The organism is Arthrobacter sp. Ha26, from assembly GCF_059091705.1.
Genome location: NZ_JBNHGX010000007.1, coordinates 195753 through 216502, shown reverse-complemented (window position 1 = coordinate 216502; position 20750 = coordinate 195753). Strand labels below are relative to the sequence as shown.

At 64.3% G+C, this 20750-nt stretch carries 21 protein-coding genes and 1 tRNA gene; 13 read left to right on the top strand and 9 right to left on the bottom strand.

Going from position 1 to position 20750, the window contains the following annotated elements:
* Nucleotides 1–100 precede the first annotated feature (100 nt).
* From AC5RVY_RS16730 to AC5RVY_RS16710, 5 genes are all read left to right on the top strand, one after another.
* Entirely contained in the window at nucleotides 101–730 is a 630-nt protein-coding gene (locus tag AC5RVY_RS16730; RefSeq protein ID WP_493955815.1) for a hypothetical protein, read from the top strand.
* Nucleotides 669–2147, top strand: coding sequence for a hypothetical protein (locus AC5RVY_RS16725; protein ID WP_493955814.1), 1479 nt, complete (start codon nucleotides 669–671; stop codon nucleotides 2145–2147). The genes AC5RVY_RS16730 and AC5RVY_RS16725 overlap by 62 nt, the downstream gene beginning before the upstream one ends.
* A 314-nt stretch (nucleotides 2148–2461) precedes the next feature.
* Nucleotides 2462–2629: a hypothetical protein gene (locus AC5RVY_RS16720; protein WP_493955813.1), complete on the top strand. Its 168-nt coding sequence runs from the start codon at nucleotides 2462–2464 to the stop codon at nucleotides 2627–2629.
* Nucleotides 2629–2913 carry a hypothetical protein gene (locus AC5RVY_RS16715; RefSeq protein WP_493955812.1) on the top strand — a complete coding sequence of 95 codons (285 nt, stop codon included), beginning with the start codon at nucleotides 2629–2631 and terminating at the stop codon, nucleotides 2911–2913. The genes AC5RVY_RS16720 and AC5RVY_RS16715 overlap by 1 nt, the downstream gene beginning before the upstream one ends.
* Nucleotides 2910–3614, top strand: a complete 705-nt coding sequence (locus AC5RVY_RS16710) for a helicase associated domain-containing protein (RefSeq protein WP_493955811.1) — start codon at nucleotides 2910–2912, stop codon at nucleotides 3612–3614. Before AC5RVY_RS16715 ends, AC5RVY_RS16710 begins: the two co-directional genes overlap by 4 nt.
* 89 nt (nucleotides 3615–3703) lie before the next feature.
* Here AC5RVY_RS16710 and AC5RVY_RS16705 read toward each other — a convergent pair whose 3' ends face one another.
* Both AC5RVY_RS16705 and AC5RVY_RS16700 read right to left on the bottom strand, forming a co-directional pair.
* On the bottom strand, nucleotides 3704–3889 hold the full coding sequence (locus tag AC5RVY_RS16705; protein WP_493955810.1) for a hypothetical protein: 186 nt from the start codon (nucleotides 3887–3889) through the stop codon (nucleotides 3704–3706).
* A gap of 674 nt (nucleotides 3890–4563) precedes the next feature.
* The gene (locus tag AC5RVY_RS16700; RefSeq protein ID WP_493955809.1) at nucleotides 4564–5793 is read right to left on the bottom strand and encodes an ROK family protein; all 1230 of its coding nucleotides are present in this window, start codon (nucleotides 5791–5793) and stop codon (nucleotides 4564–4566) included.
* A 132-nt stretch (nucleotides 5794–5925) separates the two neighbouring features.
* Here AC5RVY_RS16700 and xylA point away from each other — a divergent pair, with 132 nt between their 5' ends.
* Together xylA and xylB are read left to right on the top strand one after the other, a co-directional pair.
* Nucleotides 5926–7113, top strand: a complete 1188-nt coding sequence (xylA, locus tag AC5RVY_RS16695) for a xylose isomerase (protein ID WP_493955808.1) — start codon at nucleotides 5926–5928, stop codon at nucleotides 7111–7113.
* Nucleotides 7114–7115: 2 nt separating this feature from the next.
* Nucleotides 7116–8534 (top strand): xylulokinase, encoded by a 1419-nt coding sequence (xylB, locus tag AC5RVY_RS16690; protein ID WP_493955807.1) that lies wholly within the window; start codon nucleotides 7116–7118, stop codon nucleotides 8532–8534.
* A 126-nt stretch (nucleotides 8535–8660) separates the two neighbouring features.
* Here the strand turns inward: xylB and AC5RVY_RS16685 are convergent, their stop codons facing one another.
* The 3 genes from AC5RVY_RS16685 to AC5RVY_RS16675 are packed head-to-tail and all read right to left on the bottom strand — an operon-like array spanning nucleotide 8661 to nucleotide 11880.
* Nucleotides 8661–9500: a sugar phosphate isomerase/epimerase family protein gene (locus AC5RVY_RS16685; protein WP_493955806.1), complete on the bottom strand. Its 840-nt coding sequence runs from the start codon at nucleotides 9498–9500 to the stop codon at nucleotides 8661–8663.
* Nucleotides 9497–10711 (bottom strand): dihydrodipicolinate synthase family protein, encoded by a 1215-nt coding sequence (locus AC5RVY_RS16680; RefSeq protein ID WP_493955805.1) that lies wholly within the window; start codon nucleotides 10709–10711, stop codon nucleotides 9497–9499. The genes AC5RVY_RS16685 and AC5RVY_RS16680 overlap by 4 nt, the downstream gene beginning before the upstream one ends.
* Nucleotides 10711–11880: a Gfo/Idh/MocA family protein gene (locus AC5RVY_RS16675; protein ID WP_493955804.1), complete on the bottom strand. Its 1170-nt coding sequence runs from the start codon at nucleotides 11878–11880 to the stop codon at nucleotides 10711–10713. The genes AC5RVY_RS16680 and AC5RVY_RS16675 overlap by 1 nt, the downstream gene beginning before the upstream one ends.
* Nucleotides 11881–12052: 172 nt before the next feature.
* Here AC5RVY_RS16675 and AC5RVY_RS16670 point away from each other — a divergent pair, with 172 nt between their 5' ends.
* From AC5RVY_RS16670 to AC5RVY_RS16660, 3 genes are read left to right on the top strand one after another with little or no spacing between them, the layout of a single operon-like run.
* A complete protein-coding gene (locus tag AC5RVY_RS16670) occupies nucleotides 12053–13183 on the top strand; it encodes a LacI family DNA-binding transcriptional regulator (protein WP_493955803.1) in 1131 nt (376 codons plus the stop codon).
* Nucleotides 13180–13920 carry an alpha/beta hydrolase gene (locus AC5RVY_RS16665; RefSeq protein WP_493955802.1) on the top strand — a complete coding sequence of 247 codons (741 nt, stop codon included), beginning with the start codon at nucleotides 13180–13182 and terminating at the stop codon, nucleotides 13918–13920. Before AC5RVY_RS16670 ends, AC5RVY_RS16665 begins: the two co-directional genes overlap by 4 nt.
* A gap of 40 nt (nucleotides 13921–13960) precedes the next feature.
* On the top strand, nucleotides 13961–14644 hold the full coding sequence (locus tag AC5RVY_RS16660) for a DNA alkylation repair protein (protein ID WP_493955801.1): 684 nt from the start codon (nucleotides 13961–13963) through the stop codon (nucleotides 14642–14644).
* On the opposite strand, the gene mptB is transcribed toward AC5RVY_RS16660, so the two are convergent.
* Complete coding sequence (gene mptB / locus AC5RVY_RS16655) at nucleotides 14637–16193, bottom strand: polyprenol phosphomannose-dependent alpha 1,6 mannosyltransferase MptB (RefSeq protein WP_493955800.1); 1557 nt, start codon at nucleotides 16191–16193, stop codon at nucleotides 14637–14639. The two genes, AC5RVY_RS16660 and mptB, sit on opposite strands and share 8 nt — an antisense overlap.
* Before the next feature lie 155 nt (nucleotides 16194–16348).
* On the opposite strand from mptB, the gene orn reads away from it, so the two are divergent.
* From orn to def, 3 genes are all read left to right on the top strand, one after another.
* Nucleotides 16349–16978 carry an oligoribonuclease gene (gene orn, locus AC5RVY_RS16650; protein WP_493955799.1) on the top strand — a complete coding sequence of 210 codons (630 nt, stop codon included), beginning with the start codon at nucleotides 16349–16351 and terminating at the stop codon, nucleotides 16976–16978.
* A gap of 129 nt (nucleotides 16979–17107) precedes the next feature.
* Nucleotides 17108–17180, top strand: a tRNA-His gene (locus AC5RVY_RS16645).
* 114 nt (nucleotides 17181–17294) lie between these two features.
* Entirely contained in the window at nucleotides 17295–17867 is a 573-nt protein-coding gene (gene def, locus AC5RVY_RS16640) for a peptide deformylase (protein WP_493955798.1), read from the top strand.
* A gap of 75 nt (nucleotides 17868–17942) precedes the next feature.
* Here def and AC5RVY_RS16635 read toward each other — a convergent pair whose 3' ends face one another.
* The 3 genes from AC5RVY_RS16635 to AC5RVY_RS16625 all read right to left on the bottom strand — a co-directional run bounded on the left by AC5RVY_RS16635 (nucleotide 17943) and on the right by AC5RVY_RS16625 (nucleotide 20622).
* Nucleotides 17943–18740 carry an HNH endonuclease family protein gene (locus AC5RVY_RS16635; RefSeq protein WP_493955797.1) on the bottom strand — a complete coding sequence of 266 codons (798 nt, stop codon included), beginning with the start codon at nucleotides 18738–18740 and terminating at the stop codon, nucleotides 17943–17945.
* Between the two features lie 116 nt (nucleotides 18741–18856).
* A complete protein-coding gene (locus AC5RVY_RS16630; protein WP_493955796.1) occupies nucleotides 18857–19066 on the bottom strand; it encodes a hypothetical protein in 210 nt (69 codons plus the stop codon).
* 77 nt (nucleotides 19067–19143) lie between these two features.
* Complete coding sequence (locus AC5RVY_RS16625; RefSeq protein ID WP_493955795.1) at nucleotides 19144–20622, bottom strand: glyceraldehyde-3-phosphate dehydrogenase; 1479 nt, start codon at nucleotides 20620–20622, stop codon at nucleotides 19144–19146.
* Between the last annotated feature and the right edge of the window lie 128 nt (nucleotides 20623–20750).

The following is a 20750-nucleotide window of genomic DNA, read 5'->3' as shown; positions in this document are numbered from 1 at the left end:
GTTCCATGTAACAGGTCGACAGTAGTCTCGTGCTTAGAAAGCCGTGTCACGTTGCGGCTGGGTTTCGCATGTCGCTTCGCAGTCGTGGCTACTATGGGGCATGCCAATTGAAAAACCACCGGCGCCGGGGGAACAGAAACACAAAGCTGGAGAAGAGGGCACGCGACAAGCAAAGCTGTGGCTCGACTCGACTACTAGGGTCAGGCACTCCTACACCAATATGGACGACGGGGGCCCAAACCGGCTTGCCTTCATGTGGCCGTACGGCGATCAACCTTATTCTTACGACCTCGGAGGCGTGTTTCGCGGTCGGCCCTTCGAGAATGAAACCTTCGTTGCCGAGTCGAAAAATTATGCTAAAGCTGCGGACCAGGGTACTCACTTTGACAAGTTTCTCGCCCAGACGTATTGCACGTTGGCGCGGTACTCTCGTTTGGCGCAGCACTTCATGTGGATTACTTGGGCGCCCTTTCGGGCGGACACGTGGGACAAACTGCACTCCAGCGAGAATATCCTGAGGGCGCTCGAGCGCCACAGAGATAAAGTATTCGGCGAGGACGAGAAGCGGCCCATTGCTCAGATCGTCGACATGGAGATCGTGGCACACATGGTCGACAATATTTGGCTGATCGTTCTATCGCAAAAACAAACAAAGCTGGTCATTTCGAATGAAGACCGAATTGAGCTTAACCGGATACGCGATAGGCGGGAATACGAAAATGCAAACTGATGTCGCGGTCGATGGCCAGGGCTCAAGCGTGAACTCGATAAAGGACGCGGTAGCTGATGACTTCCGTGCGGCTGATGCCAGAGTTGAAGTTCACAGCACCGAGTACTTCAACAACACCTACTCCCCAGACCTTGTTCTCACTTGGCCGGGAACGAAGGAAAAGCGGCTTGTATACCTTCGGGCCAACAGCAACCCGCAGTATCTGCAAGAGGACATCGTGCTATTGGGCGAGGACGATCACTCGATCCTCATGCCGCTGGCAGCATCTGCGGCGGTGGAGGCAGAGACAGAGGTTGAGCTTGGCCTCCAAGTTCTCTCGTCTAAAAACAAAGTGCTGGTTGCTAACTCTGATAGTTTGCAAGCTTTTGCCCCGGGTGCCAAGAAGTCCCCGTATGCAGGGTTGATCTCCCGCGCCGTTTTGCAGGGTGGCAAAGGCGTGATTCGGAAACCTCGCGCTGAGACGATCACGGAGACAGTAGCTGACGCTTTCTTGAGCGCAAGCCATGCCTCCCCGGATCATATTGAGGAAGCCGTCCAGGCGGCGGCCCTAGCTCTGGACACACCCCGTTCCAATGCAATCAACAGCTTCATGCAGGCTTTATGGATCGCGTCAGGCGAGCCAGCAAGCACGTTTCCTGTAGCCGTGGCTTCCGTTCCGTCGATTGATGCATCTTCTCTCTCCTTTCTGTTGGAGATGGATGACCTTGACGATGAGGAGTTTTGGACCAGGCTAGGTGCGGATATAGAGATCGAGTCCATTCTGGCTTCAGGAGTCGTAGGTTCTCCAGCCAACCTTCAGCGCCTCATGAAGGCAAACGCTTCACGACTTCGTGCGAGGGTATGCCGAGTTGTTGAGGCTGCCAGCGGGGCGGCGGAGAAATCCTGGTTTTTGGGAGCTGGTGGCCTCGGATTGAATATCGCAGATTATTCGGCCATCTTTACCAACAGCAGGATCTCAGACCTTGAAATTGAGGGAGCCGATTCCAGGCAGACCGTTGCATCGGTGAGTGAGCGGGCTGCCGGTGCAGACATCAGGATACTGGCTCTGAGTATGGCCGCCAAGGAGTCCAGGATCGACTACGCGGGCATGGGTGAAGTAAACATCGCCAAGGACGCTCAACTCTCTAACGTAGCCACAGCGCTGGGCTCTGCAGCAGAAGTAGTTTCCGTGACGACGGCTGTAGGAGCGGCCAATCGGCGGCTCATTTGCGACCTATCTTCATCTACAGGCCGCGGAGCTTCAAACTCGAAGTACTACCTGTCCGAGATGGCGCTGACCGCAGTACCTCTCTTCATCCCTCTTCAGAGCACAGACCTGGCGGATTTGAAAACTGTAGTCGGATTTGTAGAACCCAAGGCCACTTCGTCCGAAGCGAATGCCGACGACGCTCGACGAGACACAGTTACGGACGTCTGACCTAGCCGCACGCGCTGAGCGGCCCGTCCTCCCCACGGAGTCCGGGCCCTCAGTCAAGAGGCCTCAATGAAGTAGTGTCGAAGTCGGTCATGTTGTAGTGACGCACAATCAAGCCGGGTCCGGTTCCAACGAAAATACGCGCCGAGACAGTCACCCTAGAGGCTTCCCCGATCCGGTAGAAATCCAGAGCGCGGAGACCCATAGCTCCGACGGAGCCAGAAGTAGCTGAGCGCTGACTGCAACAAGAGTTGTTGCCGCGGGCGCGCCCTAACCGCCTCGCATAGTCTTGGGTCAACGACTATTTGGGGGTAGAAGTGAATCCAGTTCCAGCTTTTGGCATCATTAGCATCCTGTACGCGGCTTTGACGTTGGTCCTGGCCGGTCTGGCGGTTTACGCCCTGGTGCTGGCCATCGTCTTCCTGCGGCTCAGGATTGCTGAGCTGACGCGGACAGCCCGGGCCCCGCGGGCCAGTGACAGCTGATGCACCGGACGCACAACGCCTGGATCTTCCTCGCCGGTGTCCTGCTGCTGCCTGCGGGGTGGTGGCTGTATGGACCTATTGGCGGCAGATTCTCCAAGCCCGAGTACCGGAACGACGAAGACCTCTACACGCTCCTCTTCCTTGTCGGCGGACTTCTGGTCATGCTTGGCGTCATCCTGATCGTGACAGCCATCTTTCGCGGGCTGCGCAAGATCGACAGGCTCACGGGTGAAAGCTTCCAGGAGCGGTCAGGGCAGTCTGCACAAGGTATTCAGATTCCATGACTCAGACCAAACGCCGGACGCCATATCCGGAGTGGGTTCTGATGTATCGCAAGGGCATCCCGGCCTCGAAAATCGCCGTGGTGGCCCGCGTGGCCGAGTCGGTCGTCAGGTATCACCTCGCAATCGCCGCGAAGCAGGACCGCGGCCTGCGGGCTGAGCATCAGGCAGCACTGCCACGGGTTCCAGCACGGGTAACAGCGGCCGGACAACGGAACCTCGACGACATCCTGGTGTTCTATGAAAGCGAGGGCCGGCTGCCGGTCAACGGAAGGTCCCCCCGCGAATCAGCACTGGCCGGATGGCTGAAGCGGCGGCGTGAGCAGGCAGCTCATGGCACCCTCTCCCCCGTCCTTGCAGAGGCGCTAGACACTATCCCGAACTGGAGGGATTACCCGACCAAACGCGATGCCGACGCAGCCCGGTGGCAGCAGCGCCTGGGTGAAGTCGCTGCCTATCTTGCCGCCGGGAACGAGTTTCCCCGCCACAGCAAGACCGAGGACCAGCACGAGCGCACCCTGGGCGTTTGGCTGCACACCCAGCGCATCGATCACCGGGCCGGGAAACTGGCTGCGGCTAAAGAAGCCCAACTCAACCAGGTTATTCCCGGGTGGCGGCAGGGCCGGCCGCGCCGCGGTGCCAACAGCAGAACTGCCATTCAGGAGACCACCACAGGCTCAGGAGGGAGGGCAGGGGAACTTTGAACCACCCAAAAGTGGCTGTCCTAGCCTTCAGCGCTCACAAGAGAGGATTCACGCCTAAGCCGTACCACCTGTGGCACCCTTGCTGTTGCCTATGCATCGTCTACGTGACGTATGAATTTCCCTATCGTTTTTTCGGCTATCTGCTGCCGGTGGTGATCGTTGCCGATTCCGGATGAAGCCATCAGAGCCTCGTCTCCTGGTTCATCGCCGATGTCGAATGTAAGAATGATGCTCACGGCATCCGTGCGCGGTGAGGGAGATGGGTCGACTTTCACGTGAGTAGTGGACGGAACTCGAAAGCCTGCTGGTCTTTGAATGGACTGCGTCTCTGAGGCTTCTGGTCGGATTCGTCGCGAGGAAAGCTATGCCAAAGTCGGCCACTAGGATTAGCGCCCGACCCAGCTTACGCAACGCTGGCGCAGCACTACCTTCTGTTGCTGTCGTCTGCGGAGCGTTCGGGCTGGCCTGCAAGCGGTAGCCTGGCTCGCATTCGCAGCCGCACACGGTGCGAGGATCTGGCGGCATGGACGAGCGGGTTCCAACCACGCCAGCCCTCATCCATAAAACGAGCCCAGGTACCCGTGCGCCATTCTCCTAGCTAGTATCGCGGGCATCACGCCCCCCTTCGGTTAGCCTGTCTTGCCCACCGCTTACCCACCGGAAACAACGACTATCAACGCCGAACAATGAGTACAAAGCACTAGTTGCGGGGGCCTTTTCGCCCGAAATGTAGGGCGTAACGCGCGCTGTCGAACAAGGACGAAAACCAGTACCTTCTAATCCGCCGGTCGGGGGTTCGATTCCCTCCTGGGGCACACATAAGGGAAGCGCCCGGGTCCAAGGACCGGGGCGCTTCCCTATTTCCCGGTAATGCCCTATCACGTGAAGTTGCCAAAAGGGCAGCGAAACAGCAACAGGTGATAGGGCAACGGGGGTGGTGGCGAGGGATTCAGGACTGCAGCCGGTGTGGCGCTTCCACAAGGGAACGGACCACGCTGCCGGCAGCACCCAGCAGCGCGCCGCCTTCTCCCACGGCCGAAATGCTGATGTGCTCCGGCAAGACCTTTCCGGGTGCATACCTGGCCAGGCTTTCATCCAGCGATGGCCGCAGCCACGGTTCCAGGACAGCGAAGTGGCCGCCGAGCACCACCGACCCGATGTTCATCACCCTTGCCGTGGATGCCACTGCGACGCCGAGTGACCTCCCTGCACGCTGGACTGCACGCACGGCCTCCGGCTTCTCCCCGCTAAGCGCTGCCACGAGTGCCGACATGCTTTCCGACCTTGAATTGCTTTTGCCTGCAACACCCGCGGCCGAGAAGATGGCGTCCTGGCCGGCGATGGTTTCGAGGCAGCCTGTTCCGCCGCATGAGCAACGGCTGCCCTCGGGGTCCACCACAATATGCCCTACTTCTCCGGCATGTCCCTCCGGGCCGGTGAAAAGCTCGGACCTGATCACCAAGCCTCCGCCCACACCCACTTCGCCTGAGACATAAAGGAAGTCGTGCCGGTGGGCCGCTCCGCGGGCGAGCTCAGCAAGGGCAGCAGCGTTGGCCTCATTGAAGAGGGTGACCCCCAACGGCACACCGGGAAGCAGCCGGTCCAGGTCGAGTGTGATGTCCTGCCAGCCGAGATTGGGGGCTGCAATAACAGTGGAATTGCCGGCATCAACTAGTCCGGGAACGGCAAGTCCTCCCCCGAGTACCTCCACGCCCTTTTCCATTGCCGCCGCCCGCACCTCCGCCGCAAGCGCAGCGAGGGCGGCCACCACCGGGGCGTCGTCACTGTCTCGGTTGTCCCGCTCGCGGATCTCCTGGGCGACTATGGCCCCGGAAAGGTCCGTCACACCGGCGGCTATGTAATCGACGTTGATTTCCATGCCGATAACACCGCGTGCAGGGTTTAGCTCCAGCCCCACTCCCGGGCGGCCGCGTTCCCCCTGCGGGTTCAGTCCGATTTCGCGCAGGATGCCGGTCTCTAGAAGATCCAGCACGATGCTGGAGACGGACGCCTTGGTCAGTCCGGTGGTTGCGGCTATCTGCGCCCGCGTCAGGTGGGAGCCGTGCGGGGACTGCGCAACCCTGCCCAGCACCAGGGACAGGTTGCTCCTGCGCACGTCGCCCATGTTTCCCGGCGCACCGGCGTCGGACAAGGCAGGTGCCGGTGCCGTGCTCGCCATGGCGGCCTCCTCGGATAAAGGGCCCACTGACATGCCCGTTGCTATTGACCCTAGCCTAATGCCGCCTATATAGTTCAAGCGATAAACTAAGTGGCTGGAAAACGGCTGCACAACTGACTGCAAGGATGCATCATGACTCTTTCTCCTTCCCCTGCCGACAAATTCACTTTTGGTCTTTGGACTGTCGGCTGGACCGGTGCTGACCCGTTCGGTGTTGCCACCCGTGCGGCGCTGGATCCGGTGGAGGCTGTCCACCGGCTGGCCGAGCTGGGCGCGTACGGCATCACGTTCCATGACAATGATCTGGTCCCGTTTGACGCCACGGCCTCGGAGCGGGAGCTGATCCTGAAGAACTTCAAGGCGGCCCTGGCCGAGACCGGCCTTAAGGTCCCCATGGTGACCACCAACCTGTTCAGCCACCCGGTGTTCAAGGACGGCGGGTTTACCTCCAATGACCGCTCCGTCCGCCGGTTCGCGCTGTCCAAGGTGCTGCGCAGCATCGATTCCGCCGCGGAGTTCGGCGCCGAGACGTTTGTGATGTGGGGCGGGCGCGAGGGCAGCGAATACGACGGCTCCAAGGACCTCGCCGCGGCGCTGGACCGGATGAAGGAAGGCGTGGACACCGCCGCCGCGTACATCAAGGACAAGGGCTACAACCTGCGGATCGCACTGGAGCCCAAGCCGAACGAGCCCCGCGGCGACATCTTCCTGCCCACCGTGGGCCACGGCCTGGCCTTCATCGCCCAGCTCGAACACGGCGACATCGTGGGCCTGAACCCCGAGACCGGGCATGAGCAGATGGCCGGGCTGAACTTCACCCACGGCATCGCCCAGGCCCTGTGGGCCGGCAAGCTGTTCCACATCGACCTCAACGGCCAGCGCGGGATCAAGTACGACCAGGACCTCGTCTTTGGCCACGGCGACCTGACCAGCGCGTTCTTCACCGTGGACCTGCTCGAAAACGGCTTCCCCAACGGCGGTCCGCGCTACGAAGGCCCGCGCCACTTCGACTACAAGCCCTCCCGCACCGACGGCTACGACGGCGTCTGGGAATCGGCCAAGGCCAACATGGCCACTTACCTGCTCCTGAAGGAACGCGCCTTGGCCTTCCGCGCGGACCCCGAAGTCCAGGCCGCCCTCGCCGCCTCCGGCGTGGGTGAACTCGCCGAACCCACCCTGGCGGCCGGCGAAACCACCGCCGACCTGCTCAACGACGCCGCAGCCTTCGAGGACTTCGACGCCGACAAGGCCGCCGAACGCTCCTTCGCGTTCGTCCGCCTCAACCAGCTCGCCATCGAACACCTCCTCAACGCCCGCTGACGATGGCGCTGGTAGCAGGCATCGACAGCTCCACCCAGTCCTGCAAAGTGGTGATACGCGATGCGGATACGGGAACACTCGTCCGCCAGGGCAGGGCCAGCCATCCGGATGGCACTGAAGTCCACCCCGATCACTGGTGGGACGCCCTGCAGGAAGCGATAGAGCAGGCGGGCGGGCTATCCGACGTGGCCGCGGTTTCCGTGGGCGGGCAGCAGCACGGCATGGTCTGCCTGGACCGGGACGGCCGCGTCATCCGGCCGGCCCTGCTCTGGAATGACACGCGCAGTGCCGCCGCGGCCGAAGAGCTGATCAGGTCCGCGGGCGACGGCGACACTGCTGCCGGTGCCCGCTACTGGGCCGATGCCACGGGCACCGTCCCGGTGGCATCGTTGACCCTGACCAAGCTCCACTGGCTCGCGGCCAACGAGCCGGAGAACACGGCGAAAGTGGCGGCAGTGTGCCTGCCGCATGACTGGCTGACGTGGCGGCTGATGGGACACGGCCCCGGGAGCGGGCCGGGCAACCTCAATGCCCTGGCCACCGACCGTTCCGACGCGTCCGGCACCGGCTACTATTCAACGGCTGCAGGCGCTTACCTGCCTGAGGTCCTGGAGTCTTCACTGGGGCACGTTCCGCTGCTGCCCGAGGTGCTGGGTCCGGCGGACGTTGCCGGCAAGACCCCGGACGGCGCCCTCCTGGCAGCCGGCGCCGGGGACAACGCCGCGGCGGCGCTGGGTGTGGGTGCCGGCGTCGGGGATGTGGTGATGTCCCTGGGGACGTCGGGAACGGTCTTTGCCGTTTCGGACACCCCCGCCGCTGACCAGTCGGGGCTCGTGGCGGGGTTTGCCGATGCTTCCGGAGATTACCTGCCGCTGGTGTGCACCCTGAATGCCACCCGCGTTTTTGACGCCACCGCGGCCCTGCTTGGCGTCAGCCTCGCCGGGTTCAGCGAGCTGGCGCTGTCCGCGGAAGCCGGCGCCGGGGGCCTTACCCTCGTACCCTATTTCGACGGCGAGCGCACGCCGAACCTGCCGGACGCCACCGGTTCCCTGCATGGCATCACCCGCGCCAACTACACGCAGGCGAACCTGGCCCTCGCCGCCGTCGAGGGTGTGGTCTGCTCCCTGGCGGACGGGCTGGCCGCCCTGCAGCAACAAGGCGTGGAGGCACGGCGGATCATTCTCGTGGGCGGCGGCGCACAGTCCGCCGCCGTCCAGTCGGCGGTGGCCCGGCTGCTGGGAATCAGCATCACCGTTCCCCGCCCCGGCGAATACGTGGCCGACGGCGCAGCCCGCCAGGCCGCCGCGGCGCTCACCGGACAATTTCCGCAGTGGGAGCTGGACGCCGTCGACCTTCCACCCGGAAAGGACGACGGCGGGGTGCTGGCACGTTACCGCCGGTACGCCGGCATGTCCGCCTAGTACCTGCAGACAACTGGAAACGGAAAGACCCGGACCGCATGGGCGGTCCGGGTCCTTTCAGGTGGGGCGCAGGCTCCTGGCAGCCATGGTGGGAAGGCATGGCAGGAGCCCGCGGTCTATATCAGGTCAGGCGAACGGGAGAACAAGCTCCGCGTAGCGTTCCTTCACTGTGGCCAGGACAGTGTTGCCGTCCGTGTCCCAGATCTCCTGATTGAAAATCTCGACTTCGATGTCCCCGGTATAACCGGCATCGCGCACCCAGGTGCCGATGGTGGCGAAGTCCACCACGCCGTCGCCCATGTACCCGCGGGACAGCAGCGGATCGGCGGCGATGGGCATGTTGAAGTCGCACACCTGGTAGGAGGCGATGCGGTTTTCCCCGCCCGCGCGCTCGATCTGTTGCTTCAGCTCGGGATCCCACCAGACATGGAAGGTGTCCACGGCAACGCCCACCGTGGAGGCGTCGAACGGCGCTGCAAGGTCCAGCGCCTGCCCCAGGGTGGAGATCAGGGCACGGTCCGCCGCGTACATCGGGTGCAGCGGTTCCAGGACCAGGCGGACGCCGTGTTCCTCGGCGAAGGGAACGAGGTCCGCGAGGCGGTCTGCCACACGCTGGCGTGCTGCCACCACGTCCTTCTCCCCCGGCGCGAGGCCGCCCACCACCAGGAAAAGTTCCCTGGTGTCCAGGGCAACGGCTTCGAGGATGGCGGCCCGGTTGTCGGCCAGGGCAGCCGCCTGCCCCTCGGCGTCGGGTGCGGTGAGGAACCCTCCGCGGCACAAGGAGGAGACCCGGAGTCCGGCATCCTTGATCAGACGCGCAGCCTTGTCCAGGCCGGCTTCCTCCACCCGGTCCCGCCAGGGACCGATCGAGGGAATGCCGGCGTTGACGCAGCCCTCAACAACCTGGGCGAGGGTCCACTTCTTGGTGGTGGCGCTGTTGATGGAGAGGCGCGAGAAGTCGCTCACACGCCCACCCCGTTGATCCGCAGGTAATCGGACATCCGGAAAGCTGCCAGTGCCGGGTCCCGCAGGAGGCCGGCCTGGTCCGCCAGTTCGAAGGTCTTGGCCAGGTGGCAGACCGAGCGGCCGGAGTGCAGGCCGCCCACCATCTGGAAGCCGGGCTGCTTGCCGTTGAGCCAGGACATGAACGCAATCCCGGTCTTGTAGTAGAACGTGGGGGCGCTGAAGATGTGCTTGCCCAGTTCGCGGGTGGAGTCCAGGATCTCGCGGGCCTTGACGGCATTGCCGGCGTCGTAGTTCTGCAGGGCCACCGACGCGGCGGGGTAGATCGCCGCGAAGATGCCCAGCAGGGCGTCGGAGTGGTGGCTGCCGTCGCCGTCGATCAGTTCGGGGTAGTTGAAGTCGTCGCCGGTGTAGAGGCGGACGCCTTCGGGGAGGGCGGCGCGGAGGGCCACCTCGTGACTGGCGTCGAGCAGCGAGACTTTGACGCCGTCCACCTTGGCCGCGTTGTCCTTGATGAGGCCAAGGAAGGTGTCCGTTGCCGTTGCTACGTGGTCCGAGCCCCAGTAGCCGGCCAGGGCGGGATCGAACATGGTGCCCAGCCAGTGCAGGATCACCGGCTGCTCCACCTCCTGCAACAGGGTGGAGTACACGTTCAGGTAGTCTTCCGGGCCGCGGGCAACCTTGGCCAGGGCGCGCGAGGCCATGATGATGACCTTGGGTCCGGCTTCGCTGATGACGGCGATCTGCTCACGGTATGCCTCGAGGACTGCTTTGAGGCCGGCCTCGCCCACGGGCAGGGAGTCGATGTCCAGCTGGTCCGTGCCGGCGCCGCAGGATACGAGGTCCCGGACCGACTTGCCGGCCGTGGCTGCGTTGCCGGACGAAACCACCGAGGAGGCCTCTACTCCGGTGCGCTTGATGAGCTGCTGGGTGGCTGCCCAGTCAAGGCCCATGCCGCGCTGGGCGGTGTCCATGGCGTCGGCAACGCCGAGTCCGTAGGACCACAGCTCGTGGCGGTAGGCCATGGTGGCATCCCAGTCGAGGCGGGCGGGGGCACCGGGGGTGTTGTCCGCCAGGACCTCGGGGATGACGTGCGCGGCGGCGTAAGCGCGGCGGGCAGTCAGCGGTGCGGCGGGGCGCGCCCATGTGGTGCCGCCCTGCAGGCGGTACTCCCTGGTGCCGCCGTCGTGGGAGGGAAGGATGAGTGAGGTCATTAGAGGGTAATCTCCGGGATGTCGATGGTGCGGCGTTCGTCGTTGGACTGCAGGCCGAGCTCGGCAAGCTGGACGCCGCGGGCTGCGGACAGCAGGCCGAAGCGGTGTTCGCGGCCGGCCACGACGTCGCGGAGGAACTCTTCCCACTGGAGCTTGAAGCCGTTGTCCAGCTCAGCGTTGGCGGGCACTTCCTGCCACTGGTCGCGGAAGGATTCGGTGACCGGAAGGTCCGGGTTCCAGACCGGCTTCGGGGTGTGGGCGCGCTGCTGGGCGACGCACTTGTTCAGGCCGGCGACGGCGGAGCCATGCGTGCCGTCCACCTGGAATTCCACGAGCTCGTCGCGGTAGACGCGGACGGCCCAGGAGGAGTTGATCTGGCCGACGACGTCGTCGCCGCCGGGGGTCTCAAGCTCGAAGATGCCGTAGGAGGCGTCGTCGGCCGTGGCCTTGTACTCCTTGCCGGCTTCGTCCCAGCGGGCGGGGATGTGGGTGGCGGTCTTGGCGTTGACGCTCTTGACCTTGCCGATGATGCCTTCGAGGACGTAGTTCCAGTGGCAGAACATGTCCGTGGTCATTCCGCCGCCGTCTTCCTTGCGGTAGTTCCAGGACGGGCGCTGGGCGGCCTGGATGTCGCCTTCGAAGACCCAGTAGCCGAATTCGCCGCGGATGGAGAGGATGCGGCCGAAGAAGCCTTCGTCCACCAGGCGGCGGAGCTTGACCAGGCCGGGCAGGTACAGCTTGTCGTGGACAACACCGGCGGTGACGCCGGCTTCCTTGCCGATCCGGGCCAGCTCGATGGCTTCCTCGAGGGTTTCGGCCGTGGGCTTTTCGGTAAAGATGTGCTTGCCTGCCTGCATCGCCTTCTTCAGTGTGGCGGCGCGGAGGCTGGTCATGGAGGCATCGAAAACGACGTCGACCGTGGGGTCATTGATGACGGCGTCCAGATCGGTGCTCCACTCCGAGACCTTGTGCTTTTCGGCCAGCTCCCGGATCTTGGCTTCGTTGCGGCCCACCAGGATGGGCTCAACCTGGATGCGGGTGCCGTCCTCCAGGGTGAAGCCGCCGGTGTCCCGGATGGGCAGGATTGAGCGCAGCAGGTGCTGGCGGTAACCCATCCGGCCGGTGATGCCGTTCATGGCGATGCGGATTGTTTTTGTCTCGAAGCCCATAAGTCCTCCACGGTGAGTGAGCAGTTGTACTCAAGCTGAACGGGAAAGCGCATTCCCACTACCTCCATGATGCACTTCCCCCGACCTATTGGCAAGCGCTTTCCAGTCAGGCCTCGAAACTGCCATAATGTGATTACGCTTATTGACCCAACAAAGCCGATCAGGAGACGCCGTGGCTGCAAGTACCCTTACCGAGGTGGCGCGGCTGGCCGGGGTGTCTCCGGCCACCGCGAGCCGGGTCCTCAACGGTTCCGCGCGCAAGCCCGGACAGGACATTGCGGACCGGGTCCGCCAGGCTGCGGACTCGCTTGGATACATTCCCAACGCGCAGGCCCAGGGCCTGGCAAAGTCCAGCTCCGGACTGATCGGACTGATCGTCCACGACATCGCCGACCCCTACTTCGCCGCCATCGCCCGCGGCGTCCAGGAGGCCGCGCGTGAGCAACGGAAGATGGTGCTGCTGGCCACCACCGGCGGAGCCCCGGCCGAGGAGAAGGAAGCCGTTGCCGCCTTCGCCGCGCGCCGTGCTGATTCAATCGTGATCGCAGGCTCCCGCTCCTCGCAGCCGGAAAACCAGGAAGGCAACGCAGAACTGGCGGCTGAACTGGACCGGTATTGCCGGAACGGCGGCCGGGTAGCGGTGGTGGGCCACCCGGTGGTGGGCGCGACAGCACCGGAGGGCTACCATGTGCTGGCCGTACCAAACCAGGAACTCGCAGCAGCACTGGCGCGCCAGCTCGCCCCCGGCTTTGACGGTGATTTTGTGATCATCGGCGGACCGGAGGGACTCTTCACCTCCGACGACAGGATCCGCGGCTTCCAGGAAGGCCTGGCAGCCGCCGGACGCAACCCGGCGGAAATCTTCCGCACTGCATTCAACCGTGCCGGCGGCTACGAAGCCGGCCTCAAGCTGGCTGACATCATCAAGGCCCGGCAGGCAGGGGCCGGGGATGGAACTGCCAGCGGCAAGCTCTGCATCTTTGCCGTCAATGACGTGATGGCCATCGGCGCCACGGCCGCCCTCCGTTCGCAGGGACTCCGGATCCCGCGCGATGCCACCATCGCCGGCTTTGACGACATCGAGACCCTCCGTGATTTCCGTCCCGCACTGTCCACGGTGCGCCTTCCCCTGGAAGAGATCGGGCGCCAGGCCACCCGCGCCACGGCTCCCACCGCGGCCGGTGCCCGGGACAATACCGGCGAAGACGGCGCCGGTTCCGGGCAGGCAGGGCACGACGGCGGGCGGCAGCAGCCCATCACCGGCGAAGTCACCCTGCGGCGCAGCACGGAAACGGCCGCATGACGGTGGCGCTGAAGCTGACCGCGGTTCCCTCCCGGGCGGGCGGATCCGGAGACCGGCCCGCGGTCCTGGTCCTCCCCGGCGGCGGCTACGCGCGGCAGGCCGACCACGAAGCGGAGCCTGTTGCTGACTGGCTGGCAGGGCTGGGCATTCACGCTTTTGTCCTGCGGTACCGGGTTGCTCCTGACCGGCACCCGGCGCCGCTTGAGGATGCAAAGCAGGCAATGCTCCACATCCGTGGCGGAGCGCACGGCCTCGCTGTTGACCGGGAACGCGTGGGCGTGCTCGGCTTTTCCGCCGGCGGACACCTCGCGGCGACGCTGTCCACCGCAGTACGCACCGACAGCGCTGACCTGGACGTCCCCGCGGCAGTCCCGGACCTGACGGTGCTCTGCTATCCGGTGGTGTCCTATACCGAGGCCGTGCACCAGGGCTCCGTGGACAACCTCCTGGGCGAGTCGCCGTCGGCAGACCTCCTGACCGAACTGTCCGCTGAGCTGCAGGTCACCACCGAAACGCCGCCCGCGTTCGTCTGGCATACAGCAGATGATGCCGCTGTGCCCGTCAGCCACAGCCTGGGCTACACCGCGGCCCTGCTCGGCGCCGGTGTGCCCGCCGAACTGCACGTCTTCCCCGAGGGCCGCCACGGACTGGGCCTGGCGGCCGAGCAACCCGGGGCGGACCAGTGGCCCGCCCTCTGCGCCGGCTGGCTGGACCGCGCAGGCTGGACCCAGCCTTAGCCCGCCTTATCCGGAACAGAGCCGTGGCTAGAGTTGCAGCATGGTGAACAGCGAACTCGTTGACCTCATCCGCAACGAACTCCGCGGCCACGCTGATCCCGTACGAGCCGCGGGAGCGCAGGCGTACATGAAATCGGCCATGCCCTCGCTCGGCGTCCGCGTGCCGGAGGTGCGCCGGCTGAGCGCTGCGGCCGCTGGCCGCTACCCCTTCGCCTCCGCGGACCAGCTCCGGTCAACGGTCCTGGAATTGTGGCGTACCGCCGGATTCCGGGAGGAGCGGTATGCCGCCATCTACCTGACGGCGGGCAGGCTGGTGGCCGCGGATCTGCAGATGCTCCCGGTTTACGAGGAGATCATCCGCCAGGGGGCGTGGTGGGATTTTGCGGACGGCGTGGCCGGCCGGATCTGTGCCCTGTTGCAGGCCCACCGGCCGGAAATGACGGCCGTTATTCTGGGCTGGAGCACAGATCCCGATTTCTGGATCAGGCGCGCCTCCCTCACAGCGCAGCTCAAAGCCAAGGCGGGTACCGATCCCGAACTCCTGCGCCGCGTCATCGAAGCGAACCTGGCGGACCCGGAATTCTTTATCCGGAAAGCGATTGGCTGGGCCCTGCGGGAGTACGCGAAGACCGCACCGGAGTGGGTGGCGGACTTTGTGGCCGGGCACGAGGGCAGCCTCGGCCCGCTGTCCCGCCGTGAGGCACTGAAAAACCTGGCTAAATGACCGGCCGCTCGAGCACCGGATCGCCGGTCTTCCGGAAGAGGGTCCGGGTGCGGGGGTCCCAGAAGATGAGGTAGAGGCCGAACAGCAGGCCGGTGACGGCGGCGGCAACCCGTGCCAGGGCAAGCGCCAGCCCAAGGTCTGCGGTCTGAAGGTACGGAAAGACTTCCAGCTGGTCCGAAATGGCATAGATCATAAAGAACGAGACCACAAAGTACAGGGCCTTGACCTGCCAGTCATTCCGGATGCCGGTGACGGCGAACAGCGGAATAAGCCACACCACATACCAGGACTGGATCATGGGTGCCAGCACTACGATCGCCGCAAACGCCAGGGTGAGCCGGCGGATGAGTCGGTCATGCTCGCCGCGGAAAATCTGCCAGGCCACGACGCCCACCGCGAGCAGCTTTCCGGCGTCGAACACCCAGTCTGCGAGGACGGGCCCGTCGAGCCCGAAGGCATTGGCCAGGGACGCCACTACCATGCCGATAAGCCCCACCGGCGCGTACCAGATGTAAATGCTGCCCGGAGCGGAAAGCCCGTTGATCCAGCCGAATCCGAACCCGTTCACCAGGCTCATCAAGGCCAGGATTCCCAGGCTCAATGCCGCCGTCAGCCCCCAGAAGGCGAACTTCCGAAGCCAGCCGGCATCCTTACCGGCCCACAGGAGCCCGATGAACGGCAGGAAGACGATGGTGATGGGCTTGACGGCGATGGACAGGGTTACCAGGACGATACCCCGGACAACACGGCGGGTGGCCGAGTAGTAGATGCCGGCCAAGGCCAGCCCAATCATGAGGGCATCATTATGGACGCTGGCAATGAAGTTGGTGAGGAACAGCGGGTTGGCCACCGTCAGCCACAGCGCCCGGTTAGGGTTCACTCCATGCAGCTCGGCGAGTTTGGGCACATAGATCACGCACAGCACAACCCCGGCCAGCGCCACGAGCCGGAACAGCATCACGCCGGCCTCGGGCTGGACATTGGTGGACCACACCACGAACTGCTCGATCCACAGGAACAGCTGGCCATAGGGAACGGGCGCCTCGGTCCACATTTTGTCCGCGCCCAGCTGGAAGTAGTTGGACAGCGCCGAAATACCGTTCTCGTACGGATTGAAGCCCTCCACCATCAGGCGGCCCTGCCCGATGTAGGCGTAGACGTCACGGCTGAACAGCGGGACGCTGAACATCATGGGCAGCCCCCAGGCCACGACTGCCATGAGCGTCGCCCGCCGGGCCTGTTCCCCCCACACCCGGACCCGCTGTCCCAGCCGGAGCCACGCCCGGACCAAGAGCATCCCGCCGACTGCCAGCAGGACGATGGACAGCGCAACGCCGGGCGCTTCGGCCCGCATCCAGATGAACAGCGGCAACCTGCGAAGTTCAGAGACAGGGGCCAGCCAGCCCACCCCGAGGGAGCCGACCAGCATAAACATCGAGCCCACGAATCCGGCCAGTAGCGGCGAGCCTGGATTGTCGACGTCGGCCCATTCTGCCGCAGCAGCGTCCGGGGCCACCAGTTCCCCCGCTGCAGGCACAGGCGCCGTCATCTCAGGATGGTCCAATCTGTTGCGTTTGCGCGATTCTGTCCGGCGGACTGCAAGGCCGGCGCGGGCGGTTACAACGACAGCACGTTTGACCCGCCGCATACCCCGAAATCCTAACACCGGAGGGTAGCCGGGAGGTGTAACGGTAGGCTGGTCCGGTGCCTATATCTAACGAACGAATCGTCTGGATCGACTGCGAAATGACCGGCCTGGACATCAAGAACGACGCTTTGATCGAGGTTGCCGCCCTGGTCACCGACTCCGAACTTAACATCCTCGGAGACGGCGTGGACGTCGTCATCAAACCGGACGACGCCGCCCTGGCCCAGATGAACGACTTCGTCCGGGACATGCACACCAAATCCGGCCTGCTCAAGGAGCTCCCCCATGGCATAACGATGGCAGAAGCCGAAGCGGCCGTGATGGAGTACATCTCAAAGTGGGTGCCGGACCCCCGCAAGGCCCCCTTGGGGGGCAACTCGGTGGGAACGGACCGCGTCTTCCTCTCCCGCGACATGCCCGCCGTGGTGGAGCACCTGCACTACCGCGTGATCGACGTCAGCACCATCAAAGAACTGTCCCGCCGCTGGTTCGCCAGGGCCTACTTCCAGTCCCCCGCGAAAAAGGGCGGCCACCGGGCTCTCGGGGACATCAAGGATTCCATTGATGAACTGCGCTACTACCGCGAGGCGGTCTTCGTTCCGGCGCCCGGGCCGGACAGCGCCACCGCACAGCAGATCGCCAAGCGCATTACGCATGCCGGGGATCCGCTGCTGCCGGAAGCGTAATCTGCACCACGTTTGCCGGAAATTTCGCTGAAATGGGCAAAAGTGGACAAAGCATCCCTGAACAGCAGGTAAGCTATTTGAGTTGCCTTTCCAGAGAGCCGGTCAGCCGGTAAATCTGCAGGGCGCATGGTGGGCTTAGCTCAGTTGGCAGAGCGCCTGGTTGTGGTCCAGGAGGTCGCGGGTTCAACCCCCGTAGCTCACCCTCACAGGATGGTATTGCAGCCGTCCAGCAAGGAGGCCGCACCGGATATCCGGTGCGGCCTCCTTTGTTTTGCATCAATTGCTTCTGCATTGGATACCGCCGGAGGACCGCGACATGACTGTTCTGCCAATCACCATCTGGGGAGAACCCGTACTGCACCGCAGGGCTGCCGAAGTTGACGTGTTCGACGACGAGCTGCGGACACTGATCGCGGACATGTTCGAAACCAACGATGCCGCCAACGGCGTGGGCCTGGCAGCCCCGCAGGTAGGGGTGGGCAAGAGGATCTTCGTCTACAAGTACGCCAATGACGACGGCGCTCCCGCCACCGGCGCGCTGGTGAACCCCGTCCTCACCTTGTCGAAGATCTCCGGCGCCGTCCCCGATCCTGATGAGGAGGAAGAGGGCTGCCTGTCGTTCCCCGGCGGGACGTATCCGCTCAAGCGTGCCGAGTGGGCGCGTGTGGAGGGGTTTGACGGATTTGGCCAGCCGGTGAAGTTTGAAGCTACAGGCTGGTTTGCCCGGGTCATCCAGCACGAGTACGACCACCTTGACGGCAAGCTCTACGTCAACCGCCTCATGGACCGCTATGCGCGGAAAGCGCTGAAGCAGGCCAAGAAAAACGGCTGGGGAGTTCCAGGGCTGACTTGGATGCCGGGTGTGGACCCGGACCCCTTCGGCCATTAGGCCCGACGGCGAAGGGTCGCCTGGCTGCCCGGGCCCGGCGAAGCATGAGGGTCAGAAGGGTGTATACGGCTGTGCTTAGCGGGCTGAAACAGTCTTCTGGTCCGGGCAGGCCCCCAGGACCCGCTTCATCGCATCCTTTTCCGCTTCCGTGACCCACAGGCCGTATGCCGCCTTGACGGAAATCTGGCGCGCCACGTAGTGGCAGCGGATCGACGTGTTTTTCGGCAGCCAGGTGGCGGCGTCGCCGGCGCTTTTCTGCTGGTTCGCCGGGCCGTCCGCGGCGATGAGGTTCAGCGGATCATTGGCAAGGCTCTGCCGCTGCGCGGCAGTCAACCCCTGGGCGCCCTTTTGCCAGGCGTCCCCCAGGGCGACCACGTGGTCGATCTGGACGGCACGGCTGCTGTCGGAGCCGCGCCGGAAGTCCACGAACTGCCCGGTGTAGGGCTCCTGGAAGGAACCTGCCGCCACCCGGCACTTGGAGCCTTCGACGAACACCACACCGGCCAGGTCCCGCCGAAGGATGTCGTTGCGGGTGTCGCAGCCGTTCCGGTCAACGTCCTGCCAGGCCTGGCCAAAGGCCTCGCGGTCGTAGCTGTCCTTGGCGGACCGCCCCTTTACGGCGAGGCCGTCCAAAGCGGAGAGCGCAGTGCCGTCGGGCACTGGGTGTACCGGCACCACGGGTTTCATCCAGGCCGGTTCGAACACCGGCGCCTCGGTGGGCCCGGACGCGGCAGGCTGCGCTGCCGCAAACTGTCCGTCAGTGAAGAACCAGAACAGTGCCGCGAGGGCGGAGACCGCGGCGACAGCCAGGATTGCCCATGCCTGCCGGGAACGGAGGCGGGCCCGTCGGTAGGCGTCCCAGCTCACGGTCATGGGGTTCCCGCCCTTCCGGTGACGTCATGCACCAGAAGAGCCTAGGACACCAGACTGCCATTGCCCGCGATATCCACACTGTGGAGGGCGAGTGAAAGGTCACATCGGGGCGGTGGCTACTGCTCCCGGATAACCCGGCGCAGGTCCTCCTCGGCAATGGCGAGGAGTCCCTCAAGCTGGCGCACCCGGTCCTCACTGACGTCGCCCGTCGCGTGGGCAGCTCTGGCCCCCTCGAGCAGCCGCACCGCTTCTTTATGGTTGGCCTTGGCCACATCCAAGGCGTGTTCCAAGGTGGTCTCGTGCTGGATTGTCGTTTCTTTTTCCATGGCACCAGTCTGGTCCCGTTTCCCGGCTGATTCCAGCGAATCAGCCGGGAATTCCCGGGGAACCCGGGCCCGTGGGATCAGACCGCGATCGCTGCCAGGGCCGCGGCGGTTTCCTTGGCGGGGAACGACGGCGGGTTGACGCCGGCCATTTCCTCCATCACCCGGACAACCTGGCAGCTGTAGCCGAACTCGTTGTCGTACCAGACGTAGAGCACCAGGTTCTTCTCGGTCGAAACAGTGGCGAGGCCGTCCACGATGCCGGCGCGGCGGGAACCGACGAAGTCGGTGGAGACCACCTCGGGCGAATCGATGTAGTCAATCTGCTTGCGCAGGTCCGAATGCAAGGACATCTCGCGCAGGTAGTTGTTGACCTCGTCCTTGGTGGTTCCGTTTTCCAGGCTGAGGTTCAGGATGGCCAGCGAGACATCCGGGGTGGGGACGCGGATGGAGCTGCCGGTGAGCTTGCCCAGCAGTTCAGGCAGTGCCTTGGCCACGGCCTTGGCGGCACCGGTTTCGGTGATGACCATGTTCAGCGCTGCCGAGCGGCCGCGGCGGTCGCCCTTGTGGAAGTTGTCGATCAGGTTCTGGTCGTTGGTGAAGGAGTGGACCGTCTCGACGTGGCCGTGGATTACGCCGAACTTGTCATTGATGGCCTTCAGGACCGGGGTGATGGCGTTGGTGGTGCAGGAGGCAGCGGACACAATCCGGTCGGTGTCCTCGATGCTGCGGTGGTTGATGCCATGGACGATGTTCTTCAGCTCGCCCTTGCCCGGCGCGGTCAGCAGTACCCGTGCCACGCCCTTGCTCTGCAGGTGCTGGGACAGGCCCTCGGCGTCGCGCCAGCGGCCGGTGTTGTCCACCACCAGGGCATTGTTGATGCCGAAAGCGGTGTAGTCGATGGTGGCGGGGTTGTCCGAGTAGATGACCTGCACCTGGACACCGTTGGCGGTGATGGTGTTGGCTTCCTCGTCGATGCGGATGGTGCCTTCGAAGGAACCGTGCACCGAGTCGCGGCGAAGGAGGCTGGCGCGCTTGGACAGGTCGTTGTCCGAACCCTTCCGTACCACGATGGCTCGCAGCCGCAGGCCGTGGCCGCCGCCCGCCTTTTCGATCAGGAGGCGGGCCAGGAGCCGGCCGATGCGGCCGAAGCCGTAGAGCACAACATCGGTGCTGGTGCGGTCGTCGCCGCCGCGCTTGCCCACGATCTCAGCAAGCTCTTCGCGGAGGAACTCTTCCAGGGTGGCGTCGCCGCCCTCTTCCTTGAACTTCTGGTTCAGGCGGGCGATGTCGATCGCGGCTGCGCCAAGTTCCAGCTGCGCCAGGGTGTTCAGCAGCGGGGCCGTCTCCTCCAGGAGCAGTTCGTCCTTGCTCATCCGGCGGGCGAAGCGGTGCGCCTTGAGGATGTTCATGGTGGACTTGTTGATCAGGCTACGGCCATGGATGCTCGTGACCACGTTGTTTTCGCGGTACAGCCGGCCGATCACCGGAATCATGGCCTCGGCAAGAGCCTCCCGGCCCATCCACGTATCAAGACAAGAATCTGACGTCTGGCTCACAGAAATACCTTCCTCGGTTCAGCCGTGTACGTCCTCGTGCACGGATGTCGGCCACCTGATGATGTCCAGGGGCGCCGGCGTCTTCGGGATTTGGCCCCCAGGCGCCTGGAGCGTGTGCAAAGAAAAAC